The 13,095-nt window shown below is 71.3% G+C and carries 20 protein-coding genes; all 20 read left to right on the forward strand.

Going from position 1 to position 13,095, the window contains the following annotated elements; translation table 11 throughout:
• Positions 1–11 precede the first annotated feature (11 nt).
• The 20 genes from ACZ7LY_RS03980 (at position 12) to ACZ7LY_RS04075 (ending at position 13,088) form a co-directional block, all read left to right on the forward strand.
• Positions 12–299, forward strand: a complete 288-nt coding sequence (locus ACZ7LY_RS03980; RefSeq protein ID WP_471622912.1) for a hypothetical protein — start codon at positions 12–14, stop codon at positions 297–299.
• On the forward strand, positions 296–874 hold the full coding sequence (locus tag ACZ7LY_RS03985; protein ID WP_471622913.1) for a hypothetical protein: 579 nt from the start codon (positions 296–298) through the stop codon (positions 872–874). The genes ACZ7LY_RS03980 and ACZ7LY_RS03985 overlap by 4 nt, the downstream gene beginning before the upstream one ends.
• Complete coding sequence (locus tag ACZ7LY_RS03990) at positions 871–1,455, forward strand: hypothetical protein (protein ID WP_471622914.1); 585 nt, start codon at positions 871–873, stop codon at positions 1,453–1,455. The genes ACZ7LY_RS03985 and ACZ7LY_RS03990 overlap by 4 nt, the downstream gene beginning before the upstream one ends.
• Entirely contained in the window at positions 1,452–2,243 is a 792-nt protein-coding gene (locus ACZ7LY_RS03995; RefSeq protein WP_471622915.1) for a hypothetical protein, read from the forward strand. Before ACZ7LY_RS03990 ends, ACZ7LY_RS03995 begins: the two co-directional genes overlap by 4 nt.
• Positions 2,244–2,284: 41 nt before the next feature.
• On the forward strand, positions 2,285–2,473 hold the full coding sequence (locus tag ACZ7LY_RS04000) for a hypothetical protein (protein ID WP_471622916.1): 189 nt from the start codon (positions 2,285–2,287) through the stop codon (positions 2,471–2,473).
• A 921-nt stretch (positions 2,474–3,394) separates the two neighbouring features.
• A complete protein-coding gene (locus ACZ7LY_RS04005; RefSeq protein WP_471622917.1) occupies positions 3,395–3,799 on the forward strand; it encodes a hypothetical protein in 405 nt (134 codons plus the stop codon).
• A 67-nt stretch (positions 3,800–3,866) separates the two neighbouring features.
• Positions 3,867–4,376, forward strand: a complete 510-nt coding sequence (locus ACZ7LY_RS04010) for a helix-turn-helix domain-containing protein (protein WP_471622918.1) — start codon at positions 3,867–3,869, stop codon at positions 4,374–4,376.
• Positions 4,363–5,652, forward strand: coding sequence for a PBSX family phage terminase large subunit (locus ACZ7LY_RS04015; protein ID WP_471622919.1), 1,290 nt, complete (start codon positions 4,363–4,365; stop codon positions 5,650–5,652). The genes ACZ7LY_RS04010 and ACZ7LY_RS04015 overlap by 14 nt, the downstream gene beginning before the upstream one ends.
• The gene (locus tag ACZ7LY_RS04020) at positions 5,649–5,828 is read left to right on the forward strand and encodes a hypothetical protein (protein WP_471622920.1); all 180 of its coding nucleotides are present in this window, start codon (positions 5,649–5,651) and stop codon (positions 5,826–5,828) included. The genes ACZ7LY_RS04015 and ACZ7LY_RS04020 overlap by 4 nt, the downstream gene beginning before the upstream one ends.
• On the forward strand, positions 5,828–6,031 hold the full coding sequence (locus ACZ7LY_RS04025; protein WP_471622921.1) for a hypothetical protein: 204 nt from the start codon (positions 5,828–5,830) through the stop codon (positions 6,029–6,031). Before ACZ7LY_RS04020 ends, ACZ7LY_RS04025 begins: the two co-directional genes overlap by 1 nt.
• The gene (locus ACZ7LY_RS04030; protein WP_471622922.1) at positions 6,012–7,574 is read left to right on the forward strand and encodes a phage portal protein; all 1,563 of its coding nucleotides are present in this window, start codon (positions 6,012–6,014) and stop codon (positions 7,572–7,574) included. The genes ACZ7LY_RS04025 and ACZ7LY_RS04030 overlap by 20 nt, the downstream gene beginning before the upstream one ends.
• On the forward strand, positions 7,567–8,673 hold the full coding sequence (locus ACZ7LY_RS04035; RefSeq protein ID WP_471622923.1) for a phage minor capsid protein: 1,107 nt from the start codon (positions 7,567–7,569) through the stop codon (positions 8,671–8,673). The genes ACZ7LY_RS04030 and ACZ7LY_RS04035 overlap by 8 nt, the downstream gene beginning before the upstream one ends.
• A 94-nt stretch (positions 8,674–8,767) precedes the next feature.
• Positions 8,768–9,562 carry a hypothetical protein gene (locus ACZ7LY_RS04040; protein WP_471622924.1) on the forward strand — a complete coding sequence of 265 codons (795 nt, stop codon included), beginning with the start codon at positions 8,768–8,770 and terminating at the stop codon, positions 9,560–9,562.
• A 20-nt stretch (positions 9,563–9,582) separates the two neighbouring features.
• Positions 9,583–10,491, forward strand: coding sequence for a major capsid protein (locus ACZ7LY_RS04045; RefSeq protein WP_471622925.1), 909 nt, complete (start codon positions 9,583–9,585; stop codon positions 10,489–10,491).
• Positions 10,488–10,751, forward strand: a complete 264-nt coding sequence (locus ACZ7LY_RS04050; RefSeq protein ID WP_471622926.1) for a hypothetical protein — start codon at positions 10,488–10,490, stop codon at positions 10,749–10,751. Before ACZ7LY_RS04045 ends, ACZ7LY_RS04050 begins: the two co-directional genes overlap by 4 nt.
• On the forward strand, positions 10,751–11,257 hold the full coding sequence (locus tag ACZ7LY_RS04055) for a hypothetical protein (RefSeq protein WP_471622927.1): 507 nt from the start codon (positions 10,751–10,753) through the stop codon (positions 11,255–11,257). Before ACZ7LY_RS04050 ends, ACZ7LY_RS04055 begins: the two co-directional genes overlap by 1 nt.
• A 60-nt stretch (positions 11,258–11,317) precedes the next feature.
• On the forward strand, positions 11,318–11,980 hold the full coding sequence (locus ACZ7LY_RS04060; RefSeq protein ID WP_471622928.1) for a hypothetical protein: 663 nt from the start codon (positions 11,318–11,320) through the stop codon (positions 11,978–11,980).
• Positions 11,980–12,297: a hypothetical protein gene (locus tag ACZ7LY_RS04065; protein ID WP_471622929.1), complete on the forward strand. Its 318-nt coding sequence runs from the start codon at positions 11,980–11,982 to the stop codon at positions 12,295–12,297. Before ACZ7LY_RS04060 ends, ACZ7LY_RS04065 begins: the two co-directional genes overlap by 1 nt.
• A 9-nt stretch (positions 12,298–12,306) precedes the next feature.
• On the forward strand, positions 12,307–12,657 hold the full coding sequence (locus ACZ7LY_RS04070; RefSeq protein ID WP_471622930.1) for a hypothetical protein: 351 nt from the start codon (positions 12,307–12,309) through the stop codon (positions 12,655–12,657).
• Positions 12,654–13,088, forward strand: coding sequence for a minor capsid protein (locus ACZ7LY_RS04075; protein WP_471622931.1), 435 nt, complete (start codon positions 12,654–12,656; stop codon positions 13,086–13,088). Before ACZ7LY_RS04070 ends, ACZ7LY_RS04075 begins: the two co-directional genes overlap by 4 nt.
• Positions 13,089–13,095: the final 7 nt, after the last annotated feature.

The raw sequence follows: 13,095 nt of genomic DNA on the forward strand, positions 1-13,095 counted from the left end.
AAGCCGCCACCATGCTGCTGCTCGCCGTCTGCCTCGCCGGCCTCTCCCCCGGCATCGCCACCGCCTGGCACCTGCGCCACCACGGCTGGCTCCCCGCCGCCGCAGCAGGCACCGCCGTCACCCTGTCCCTGCCCGGCCTGCTCGCCCTGGCCATGCTCGCCGTGCCGCCGCTCGGCTACCTCGTCGCCGCACTCTCCGCCGCCGTCGCGGTCAAGGCGTACGACGACGGACGGGTCCTCGTCGGTACCGCATGGGCGCTGGCCGTGGTCACCGCGTTCGCCTGCGCAGGTGCACGGTGACCGACCGCCAGCCGATCACCCCCACCCGCATCATCCCGGCTGCCCGCCCCCTGCCCGCGCCCGCACCACCCCCGCCTCCGCGTCCCCCGGCGCCGCCGACCTTCCCGGACGCCGATCCGGACTGGTGGCGGACCGGGCCCGGACTGTCCGGACCACCCCCGCCCGTACCGGTCGACGTCCACGTCACCGTGACCATCGACCAGGGCGGATGGCTCGCCGTCCCGGATCCGGAACCGGCCCCGCGCTGGTGGCAGCGGATCCGCTGGGGCTACAACATCGCCCTCGCCACGCTCTCCATGACGCTGGCCGGACCATGGGGCGCTCTCCTCGCCCACGTCCGCGACGAGGAGAGCCTCGCGGGCGCCTGGGTCATGGCCCTCGTCCCCCTCGTCGTCCTGGCGTTCCTCGACAACGCCCGCCGCGCCGAAGCGGCAGGCGCCGACCCCGACCTCTGGGCACCGAAGTGGCGCGCCGCCCGCGCCCGACTCCTGCTGTGGGCAGCCGTCCTCGGCGCCGCCCTCACCCTCCCGCTCACCACGCTCATCTACGCCCTCACCGGAGTGAAGCCCGCATGAACACCGTCAACGTGGCCGCCGGCCAGTACACGACCGCGACCATCAGCACGGCCGGATTCGCCCTCGGCCTGGCCCTGCTCGGCGCGGAACTGTGGCGCTGGCACAAGGGCGGAGCAGGCGGCGCCAAAGGCAAAGGCCCCGATGCCGGGGCCGGCTCGAAGGACCCCAAGGCGCTGATCCCGCTCGGCTTCGGCCTGATCTGCGGCATCCTGATGATCGCCTGCCCCGCCGGACTCCTGGGCACCCTCGCCGGGTTCCTGCGCTGGGGCGGCAACAGCGTGGGCGACCTCGCCATGAAGTGGCTCACCGGCACCCCCTCACAGACCCTCGGCACCGCCGCCACCCCGCGCATCGACAGCTACGGCGCCGTCGTCATCACCGCCATCGTCGTCGCCCTGTGGCTCCTGCGGAAGTCCATCGGCAAGGCCGTCCGCGGGAAGTGGTGGAAGGGCGTCCTCATCGGCTGCCTGCTCTGCGTCTCCACCGGCACGGCCGCACTCATCGCACAGCAGGTCATCGAAGGCGCCAACGGGCTCGGCGCCTGGGCCCTCGACGGCATCGCCAAGGGGAAGATCGCATGAACCGGCCCCCGTCCACCATGCAGTGGATCCGCAGCGCGGGACAGCGCCTGTCCACCGGCTCCAGCCGCCTGTCCACCCACCTCGCCCGCCGCGCGCTCGGCGCAGGCGCACGCGTGTGGAACCGCTGCCGGCAGTGGCTGGCCGAAGTGTCCGGCGCGGCGTGGTGGCTGCGCCTGGCCGTCCTCATCGGCGCCGCCTGGCTCCTGCGCAAGGTGATCACCGCGCTCGCCCTCGGCCTGTCCCGCGTCCTCGTCGGCGGGAGCGCGCCGTGGCTGATGTGGGGCGCGGCGCTCGCCTGGGTCGTCGCCGCGTACCGCCGCGGCGGGCCCGACGGGGCGCCCGCGCAGCCCCCCGCCGACGAGGCGCCCCCCGCCGACGAGCACGCCGCGCCGACCGGGCCGGCCGCTGCCGAGTGGCCGCCGGTCTCGCCCGTCGCGCTGGTCGCCGCGGTGCGCGACATCGGCACGCCGCACGCCCAGCTCCGGCCGCTCGCGGAGTACCTCCGCACTACCACCGATGACGTGCGGGCAGCAGCGGCCAAGGCGGGCTGGCCCGTCAAGGACGTCCGCATGCAGGGGCGTTCGACGTCCGCCGGGCTGGCCTGGCCCCCTCCCAGGCTGCCCCCTCTCGAAGGTGTCGTCGGTGCAGGTCAGCGCGCCGACGACAACGACGACGACACCAGCGGGGAGGGGCCCGAGAAGGGGTTGCGTGTGGTGCGCACCGACAGCGGGCTGACCGTGTACGACCTCGCCGACACCCAGCGCCGGCGCGGAACCGTCACCCCCTAGACCTCCGGAGCACCCGCTCCGGCAACCGAAAGGAACCGCCCATGCCCCGCTTCCGGCCCGGCGCCCAGATCACCGTCACCGACCCCATCCCGCCGACCCGCCACCAGGGCGGCGAGACCGGCGTCGTCATCACCACCGCCACCGTCGCGGGCACGGAGATCGTGCAGATTCAGGACGACCGCGACGGCTCCCTGATCGGCGTCCATCCCGAGGAGATCACCGCCCGCTGAGAGCACCGGGCCCCGCCGCGTTGCGTGTGCCGGGTCCCGCGCACATCCCAATCTGACTGCGTCGGTTCACCCCATCGGCCTGTCGGCGCGCACTCCCTAGTGCGCTAAGGTGGCGGTTGACATTCGGACGATGCGGCCCTGCGAGTTGACATTCGTACGGGACGACAAAAGGGCCCAACCCGGGCGGCAACCCAGGTCAGGCCCTCGTCGCAGTTCACGAGCCCGGTCGCCCATCTATCGACCGGGCTCGCTGCTTGTCAGCGACCGGTCGCGCCGGGGTCGTGCGTGAGGCCATTACCTAACGTTCGGCCACACAATGGCGGCAAGCATCAGCAGCAGCGTTGCGATGTCGACCCCCCTCTGCCACATGTCGTGGCGGGTCCGAGGGCTGCGCGGCTCCTGCTCTCTCTCGTCGTCCACCTGCTGTTCCTCCAGTTCTTCCGGCGGTGCCCTGACGGGCGGGTGCACCCGCCACTCCAGGCGAACAGATCCGCCGAGTGACGGGACCTGAGGGGAAGAACTGGTGGAACGGCGCTCATCGTACTGGCACCGGCGGTAGTAGCCACAATCGCAACTCCTGGGCGATACAACCGTGTTGGCCAGGCACGGGTAAACCTTGTCTGACCTGCCGCTTTTCAGATTCGGAGAAAAGCGGCCCCTGCCCGCGAAGAAGTGCCGGCCTCGACAACGCGCTCCGGCGCGGAGCACTCAGCCCCCATGCCTCCGCATCACGCCGTGGACGCGTCCGCCGATAGCCAAAATTCAGCCAGTGTTGAATTCCGCAAGCTGATCATGCACACTGGGCCGCAGATTTGGCGTGCCCGAAAACGGATGACCATCACAGGTCAGTCACAGCCGCCCACCACCGCCCCCCAGATCGGGGATGATGCCCCCTCAGCACATCCTCCTGGGGGGGGAACCTTGAACACCCGCACCGCCACCGCTGCCATCCTCACGACGGCGGCACTTGCACTCACCGGCTGCACCGCCGACAACACGACCGACGCCAAGCCCAAGCCGAGCAAGTCCCAACCCAGCCCGGACTGGAGCGCCGCCGAGAAGGCAGCCGGTATCCCGCCGGAGCCGACCGGCAAGGCGCGCGAGAGGCTACTCAAGGTGCTCGCCGCGGCGAACCCCACGATCATCAAGTACGAAGACAAGGCCGTCGACGCTGCCCGGAACCAGTGCTCATCCCTGAACGGGAACGGGAAACGGCAGGACTGGGCGGCGTCGCAGCGCTTCACGTACAAGGACGTCACGACGACGGAGGCGCAGGGCAAGCAGATCAACGAGTCGCTGAAGGCGATCGGGTTCTGCAAGGTCTGACCCCCCTTCACAGCGCCTAGCCCGGCCCTTCGAGGCCGGGCTTTTGCGTACCCCGAGGAGGTGCACGATGACCCGCCCCAAGGTGAGCAAGGGAGGTTTCGTCGCCGCCGAGGAGCGCGCCGAGATCGTCCGCCTCCACAGCGAGGGCAAAGGCCGCAACGAGATCGCCCGCATCACCCGGCGCTCCCCGCGGACCGTGTCCCTGATCTGCGCCGAGGAGGGCCTCGCCTTCGACGTCTCCATGACCGAAGAGGCCACCCGGCACCGCGTCGCCCAACTCGCCGAGCGGCGCGCCGTCCTCGCCGAGGCGCTCCAGGGCGACGCCGAACGGCTCACCGAACTCATGTGGTCGCCAGCCACCATCTTCAGCTTCGGCGGCAAGGACAACGTCTACCGCGAGAAGAACGTGGACGAGCCGCCAGCCGCCGACAAGCGCAACCTGATGGCCGCGGCGAACGTGGCGATCGAGAAGTCCTTGAAGCTCGTCCCGCCGCAGGACACCGACGCGAACGAGGAGGTCGGCTCGCTGCTGACGTCGCTGTACGACAAGCTGCGAGACCGGCATGGGGACGGCTAGCCCGGGGCTGTCGGACAAGCAGGAGCTGTCGATCGCGCACGCGAGTGCCTGGCTGAACGTGTGGGAGGGCAGCGTTCGGTCGGGCAAGACGATCGCGTCGCTGCTGCGCTGGCTGATGTACGTCGAGACGGCCCCGCGCGGCGGCGAGCTGGTCGTCATCGGCAAGACCTTCGACACCGTGGCCCGCAACGTCTTCGGCCCGCTTTCCGACCCGAGCCTGTTCGGCGCCGCCGCCAAGACGGTGCGGTACACGCGCGGCGCATCCGTCGCCTGGATCCTCGGCCGGCAGATCGAGGTCATCACGGCCAACGACAAGAAGGCGGAGGGGCGGCTGCGCGGCCTCACCGGCGCGGGCGCGTACATCGACGAGTGGACGCTGATCCCGCAGGAGTTCTTCAAGCGCCTCGTCGACCGTATGTCGGTGGCCGGGGCGAAGATTTTTGCGACGACGAACCCTGACAACCCTGGCCACTGGGTCCGCAAGGAGTGGCTCGACAAGGCGGACGAACTCGGCATTCGTCGCTGGCACTTCGTCATGGACGACAACCCGTCGCTCGACGACGACTACCGCGAGCGGATGCGGCGCAGCTTCACGGGGCTGTGGTTCCGCAGGTACATCCTCGGCCACTGGGTGCAGTCCGAAGGCGCGATCTACGAGTTGTTCGACGCGGAGCAGCACGTCGTGAAGACGCTGCCGCGCATCGATCGGTGGCTGTGCGACGCGATCGACTACGGCACCGTCAACCCGTACGCCGACCTCCTGTTCGGGATCGGCCGGGACCCGCAGACGCAGCGCAACCGGATCTACGTCGTGTCGGAGTACCGGCACGACTCCCGGCGCGCGAAGCGGCAGATGACCGACGCCGAGTACAGCCAGGCTCGGCGCGCGTGGCTGGCGCGGGTGCCGCAGCCGGACACGAACGTCGTCGGCGTGGTCCCGGAGTGGACGGTCGTGGACCCGTCCGCGTCGTCGTACATCGAGCAGCTGCACCGCGACGGCGTGACCGGCGTGACCGCGGCCGACAACTCGGTGCTGGACGGCATCCGGACGGTGTCGTCGTTGCTGTCGACCGGCGACCTCGCCATCCACGAGTCGGCCCAGGGCCTCATCGACGAGATGCCCGGCTACTCGTGGGACGACGCCGCGGCGGAGAAGGGCGAGGACAAGCCCATCAAGGAGAACGATCACTCGTGTGACGCCCTGCGGTACGGGGTGCGTACAACCGAGGCCCTGTGGCGGCCGTACCTGCCGACCCGTCTGGAGGTGGCCGCGTGAGCGAGCAACCGAGCGTGCCGGAACAGATCACCCCGGACGCGGCAATCGAGAACGCGGCCCGGCTCCTGCGGTGGGCGGAGACCGAATCGAACCTCGCCCTGATGGAACGGCTCGACGACCTCGCCGCCTCATGGCTCGGCATGGCGCACCTACTCATGGAACGGGAGGGGGTGTGATGGCAGCAGAGGTCAGCATGCCCGTGCACGTCCGCGCCGGCAGCACCGAAGCATGCTGGGGCCACCTCAGGGTCCCCGTCACCGGCGACACCGTCCGGGAAGAGGACGTGCGGCGCCAACTCGTCGCGTTCCTCCGCGAGTCCGCGGACTACCTGGAGAGCCAGCTCACCGAGGAGGTGCCGGATGCCGCTGCCCACGGGTGACATCGCCTGGCCGCCCCCACACCTCGCCCCCGCCCTCGACGCCATGCACACCTGGGACTCCTGGTGGTCCGGCGACCCCGACCGTCTGGAGCAGCTCTACGGCGGTAGCACCGGCGGCGGCCCCGACCCCAAGCGCATGCAGTACTCCGGCGGCGTCGTCGGTCGGATCGCCCGCTGGTGGTGGGGCACCCCGACCGGCCCGGGCGAGCGGCGCACGAAGCTGCATGTGCCGATCGCGGGCGACCTGTGCGGCGGCTCGGCCGATCTTCTGTTCTCCGAGCCGCCGAAGCTGTCCGTGGACGACACCGCGACGCAGGCCCGGCTCGACGAGCTGGCCGATGACGGCATGCTCGCCACTCTCCAGACCGCCGCCGAGGTCGGCGCCGCGCTCGGGGGCGTCTACCTGCGGCCCGTCTACGACCTCGACGTCGCCGACCGGCCTTGGATCGTCGCCGAGCACGCCGACCGCGCCGTCCCCGAATTCACCTGGGGCCGCCTGTCCGCAGTGACGTTCTGGCGTGTGGTCGGCGAGGACGACGGCCAGGTGTGGCGGCACCTGGAGCGCCACGAGCCGGGCGTCATCTTCCACGGCCTCTACCAGGGCACCCGAGAGAAGCTCGGCCACCCGGTACCGCTGGAGGAAAGCCCGGCCACCGAAGGGCTCGCCGAGATCGTCAACGAGGACGGCGCCACCGCAACCGGCTACCGCCTCCTCGACGTGTCCTACATCCCCAACCAGGCGTCCCGCCGCTGGCGTTGCCGGCCGCGCCTGGCGGACCTCGGGCGCTCCGACCTCGACGGCGTCGAGCCGCTGATGGACGCGCTCGACGAGACGTACTCCTCGTGGATGCACGACATCCGGCTCGGCAAGGGCCGCATCCTCGTCCCCAACGCCTACCTCCAGTCGAACGGCCCCGGCCGCGGGGCCTCGTGGAACCCGGACCAGGAGGCGTTCGCCGGGCTGGAGATGCTGGCCCGCGGTGACAGCGGGTCGCAGCTCACGGTGGCGCAGTTCGCCATCCGGGTGCAGGAGCATCGGGACACGGCCGAGGATCTCGTGAACCAAATCCTCCGCTCCGCCGGCTACTCGGGGCAGACGTTCGGGCTCGGCGGCGACATCGCCGTCACAGCCACGGAGACCATCGCCAAGGAGCGCCGTTCGATGACGACGCGCGGCCGGAAGATCCTGCGCTGGCGCCCGGCACTGGCTCACGCGGTAGAGGCGCTCCTCGCGGTCGACGCGGCGGTGTTCGGCGGCGGCGTCAAGGCGCAGCGGCCGAGCATCGAGTTCGAGGACTCCGTCCAAGAGGACCCGCTGTCCCTCGCCAACACGGCCGACGTGCTGCGGCGGGCGAACGCGGCCTCGACGGACACCCTGGTACGGATGGCCCACCCCGAGTGGGACGACCGCATGGTGGCCGCGGAGGTAGCACGGATTCAGGGCGAGTCCGGGATGGCGGTCGAGGACCCGATCCAGGCCGGCCGTATGCCTTATGCCGTGGGCGAGGTGATGGGTCGTGCCCATTTCCCCGGCCATGGCTGAAGACCTGGCCGCCGCCGTCGCGGACCTGTACGAGGCCGCTCAGGGCGTGCTGCTGGAGAAGGTCCGGCAGGCACTCGCCGAGGGCCTCGACAGCCCCGTGTGGGTCCAGTTGAAGCTGGCAGCGGTCGGACAGTTGCAGGCCGCGATCGATGACGTGATCGCCGCGCTCCAGACGGACGCCGCCGGGGTCATCCACGCAGCCGTCGCCGAAGCGTACGAGCGGGGCGCGCAGGCCGCCGTCGTCGAGCTGGGTGCGCTCGCCCCAACCGTCCCCGCGATCCCTGCGGGCACTCCCGCGGTGGACCGTCTGGCCGCCGCCCTGGTGGGCGACACACGGTCGGTGCATGTGCGGATGCTGCGGCAGACGATGGACGTGTACCGCGACGTGGTCGCCCGTGCTGCTGCGGCGCCGCTGCTCGGCGGCCAAACCCGCCGTCAGGCCGCGCAGTCGGCGCTCTCCGCCTTCGCCAACCGGGGTGTGACCGGGTTCGTGGACAGGGCGGGCCGGGCCTGGGACCTGCGCTCGTACGTGGAGATGGCCACGCGGTCCACCGTGGGCCGGGCCGCGATCGAGGCGCACTCCGAGCGGCTCGGAGCCGCCGGTGTCGAGCTGGTGCTCGTGTCGCAGTCGCCGGAGGAGTGCCCGCTGTGCCGGCCATGGGAGCGGAAGATCCTCGCCCGCACGGGCGCGCCCGGGGCGCGGGACGTGCAGGTCGAGCACGCCACCGAGGACAGCGAGAAGGTCACCGTGCGCGTGGCCGGCTCGTTGCCGGAGGCGCGGGCGGCGGGGCTGATGCATCCGAACTGCCGTCACACGGTGTCGGCGTACATGCCGGGCGTCTCCCGGATCCCCGCGGTGCAGGCGTCACGCGGCACGTACGAGGACTCGCAGAAGCAGCGCTACCTGGAGCGTCAGATCCGCAAGTGGAAGCGGCAGGCGGCGGTGGCCCTGGACGAGGACACGAAGCGCGCGGCGAACGCGAAGGTCCGCGTGTACCAGGCCCGCGTCCGGGAGCTGACGAAGGACACCGGCCTGCCCCGCAAGAGCCGCCGCGAGCAGATCGACAAGCCCGGCCAGAAGGCGCCGGTCGCTCGCTGACCCCAAAGGTTTCCGCCCGCCAGGTGCGGGCCGGATCGCACAACCCCCGCCAGGCGCGGGGCCCTCACCACCGACGCGCACCAGGAGTGCACGCATGAACAAGCGAACCCTCGCCCGCCGCCGCCACCAGGCCACCGGCTGGGCCCACCCCTACGCCACGGGCCCTTTCGACCCGTACCTGTACGCCGACGGCGGGGACGGAACCGACTCCGGATCCGACAACGCCGACGCCGGTGACAGCCGCACGGACGACACCGACCAGGACGCCGGCGGGACCGGCGACGAGGACGGCACGGACGACGGCGCGGGCAAGGACGACAAGCCCAAGCCGAAGCCAGCCGCGAAGAAGGACAGCGACGAGGACCCGGCCGCAGAGCTGGCCCGGCTCCGCAAGGAGCTGAAGCAGGCGAACGCGGACGCGGCGAAGGCCCGCACGACGGCGAAGAAGAACGCCGCCGAGGAGGCCAAGGCGCAGCTCGTGCAGGAGATGGGCCGGGCGCTCGGCCTCATCAAGGACGAGAAGGACGAGGCACCCGACCCGGCGAAGCTCACGGCGGAGATCGAGCGGACGCAGCAGGCGCACCGGGAGACCGCGGTCGAACTGGCCGTGTACCGGGGCGCGTCGAAGCACGGCGCCGACCCTGATGCGCTCACCGACTCCCGGGCGTTCCTCCGCTCGATCGCCGATCTCGACCCGGGCGACGAGGAGTTCGCAAAGAAGGTCAACGCCGCGATCAAGCAGGCCGTGACCGACAACCCGAAGTTGAAGACCGCGAGCCAGGCGCCCGCGCGCACATCGAGCGACTTCTCCGGCAGCAGCGAGAAGCGCACCAAGCCGACCGGCATCGACGCCCAGCGGGAAGCGCGGCGCAAGTCGCGCGCTGGCTGATCACGTAGAGAGGGCCCCTCATGGCCAACACGTTCCTCCACCCCACCGTCATCGCGCAGCGCGCCCTGGCGACCCTGTACGAGACGACCGTCATGGCCCAGCTCGTCCACCGAGACTTCGACGCCGACTTCAGCGGACGCCAGGGCGACACCATCACCGTCCGCAAGCCCGCCACCTTCACCGCGGGCGAGTTCAACCGGGCCACGGGCATCGCGCCGCAGAACGCCACCGAGGGCTCGGTCGACGTCAAGCTGAACCACTTCGCCGACGTCTCCTTCACCGTCACGACGGAACAGCTGGCCCTGGAGATCGAGGACTTCGGTACGCAGCTCCTCGACCCGGCCATGGAGGCGATCTCGCAGAAGATCGACCGGGACCTGCTCGCGCTGCGCTCCGACATCACGCAGGAGGTCGGAACTGCGGCCGGGCGGACCCTCGCCGACCCGGAGGTTCTCATCGACGCGGGCACGCGCCTGAACCTCAACTTGGTGCCGACCACCGAGCGCCGCGCGGTCGTCGGCCCGACGACCAACGGGAACTGGCTCGACTCCGACATCCTGAAGCTCGTCAACGAGTCCGGCAGCACGGAGGCCCTGCGCGAGGCGTACATCGGGCGGCGCCTGTTCGGCTTCGACCCGTACTGGACGCAGCACGTCGAGCAGCCCTCCGGCAGCCCGACGACGGGACAGCCGACGACCGAGGTCGGTGTCGCGTTCCACCGGACGGCGTTCGCGCTGGTCACGCGCCCGCTGGAGGTTCCGCCGGGCGCACAGGACGCCGCGATCATGGACTACAAGGGCTTCGGCCTCCGCGTCGTCTACGACTACGACATCAAGTACAAGCAGACCGTCGTGTCGGTCGACTGCCTCTACGGCACGAAGACCCTCGACGCGAAGCGCGCGGTCCTCCTGAAGGGGGCCAACGCATGATCCGCTACCGCAACGCGAACACGGGCGACGTCGTCGAGTACGAGAAGCCCAACTCGCGGCTGGAGTACCTGGCGAACTGGGAGCGCCTGGACGACGGGCCGGCGCCGTCGTCCCCGGCCGCCGAGCGTCCCGCCAAGGCGGCGTCCAAGGCCGACTGGCAGGCGTACGCGCGCTCGCAGGCGCAGGACTCCGACGAGGAGGCCGCGATCGACGGCCTCACCAAGGAGCAGCTCGTCGAGCGGTACGGGGGTGACCTCTGATGCCGCTGACCAGCACCCTGTCCCTGGGCGCCTACACGGAGCTGTCTCAGGCGTCCGGCCTCGGTACGGGCCGCGTGCCGGCCATGCTCTCCCGGTCGGTCACGCTCGCGTCCGGGACCGGCGTCGGCAAGGCGGACCGCGTCTATCAGGCGCGGCGCACGCTGGCCGCGTCGGCGTCGGAGGATCTCGACCTCGCTGGGGTCCTCACGGATGCGTTCGGCGCGACGGTCACGTTCGCCCGGGTGAAGGGCCTGTTCATCACGGCGTCGGCGGCGAACACGAACAGCGTGGTCGTCGGCGGCGCCGCGTCGAACGCGTGGACCGCGCTCCTGAACGCGACGGGCACGCTCACCCTGCGACCGGGCGCGGGCGTGGGCGCGGTCGCGGGTGACGCCGACACCGGCTACGCGGTGACGTCGGGCACCGGCGACATTCTCAAGATCGCCAACTCTGGGTCCGGGTCCACCGTCACGTACGACGTCTGCATCGTCGGCGCGTCCGCATAGCCAGCCATCCCGACGGGCCCCGGCGGGCCGTTCCGTATCTCAGGCAGAGGGGAGGCGGGTATGGCTGTCGTCGGAGAGAGCGTGACGGCGTCGCTGGCCGTGCACCCGCATGACACCAGCACCACCGTGGCGCTCATGGTCACGGCCCCGGACGGCACGGTCACCCACCCGGCCGTGACCACGGCGGACGGCGGCGCGACGTGGACAGCGCCGGTCACCTACACGGCCGCGGGGGTGTGGCTGCTCGCCTGGACCGTGGCCGGGACCGGCGCGACCACCGAGTACCAGCAGGTGGCGGTCGCGCCGGCGCCGGAAGCGGGCGGCCGTTCGTACGCGACGACGACTCAGCTTGCGGAGTACCTCGGCGCGGCCCCGCCGGTCGACGCCGCCCGCCTGCTGCGGCAGGCGACGCGGCTCCTGGACTCGGACTTCCTGCTCGCGGCGTTCTACGACACGGACGCCGACGGCATGCCGTCCGATCCGCTCGTCGCCGACGCGTTCGCCGAAGCGGTGTGCGCTCAGGTCGAGTTCTGGGGCGAGGTCGGCGAGGAGACCGATATCTCCGGCCCGCTCCAGGGCGTCACCCTCGGGTCCCTGAACCTCCAGTTCGGTGCGGGCGACAACCGCAGCAGCCCGTCGTACTACGCGCCCAAGCTCGTGCGGGCGCTCGCCGCGCTTCCTGCCGACCGGTTCCGGCTCGGCGTGATGAGCGGGGGCTGGTGATGGCCCGCATCCCCGGCTGGCTCCTCGTCCACACGATCACGATCGAGCCGTACAAGGGGCAGGGCTCCAAAGGGCCCATCTACGGGCCGCCCGTGAGCGTGAGGTGCTTCCTCGACGAGCAGACCCGCGCCGTCCGCTCTCCGAGCGGCGACACCGTCACCTCCGGCTCCACCGCCTACACGGCGCCCGGCATCAACGCGCCGCCGCTGTCCCGCGTGACCACGGCGGGCGGCCAGACCACCAAGGTCATCCAGGCGAAGCGGCGCGACGGCGCGGGCCTGCGCACCCCGGACCACGTCGAGATCCAACTCGAATAGGAGGTCGCCATGGCCCGGTCCTTCCGGCTCCGCTTCAACGGGGCTCCCGCGCAGCGCGCCATCCACCAGGGCGCCGGGCGGGGCCTGCTCCTCGCCGCCGAGCACGTCCTGTCCGAGTCCACCAGCGTCGTCCCCCTCGACGAGGGCGAACTCCAGCGCACCGGCACCGCCTCCGTAGACGAGGCGTCGCTCACCGCCGCCGTCTCCTACGACGGCCCGTACGCCGTCCGCCAGCACGAGGAGATGGATTACAGGCACGCGCCCGGACGGCAGGCCAAGTACCTGGAGCAGCCGCTCAACGAGAACAGCGCGCAGGTCGCCGCCATCATCGCCGCTCAGATCCGCCGGTCGCTGCGGTGACCGGCTACACCAGCCGCCTCCTCGACGGGATCGCCGCGCTGCTGGAGGCGGAGGGCGTCGGCCTGTTCCGCCCCGAGGACGTGATCGAGGACCCGGACACCGGCATCTACCGCGGCCCCATGCCGGCCAGCCCGGACCGTGCGCTCGGCCTCACCGCCTACCCGGTCCAGGACACCCAGACCACCGACACGATCACCGGCGTCCAGATCCGCATGCGCGCGGGCACCGACCCGGACGCGGTCGACGACCTCGCCGACAGCGTGTTCGGCGTGCTGCACGAGCGGGAGCACTACTCCGCCGGCGGGGTCCACGTGGCGCTGTCGTGGCGGCAGTCGCAGGCGTGGATCGGACAGGACACGCACGGCCGCATGGAACTGACCAGCAACTTCTACTTCCGGACCACTCGGCCCGGCCCGCACCTGGAGGACTAGGAGCACC

The sequence above is a fragment of the Streptomyces sp. NPDC107550 genome, assembly GCF_055639095.1.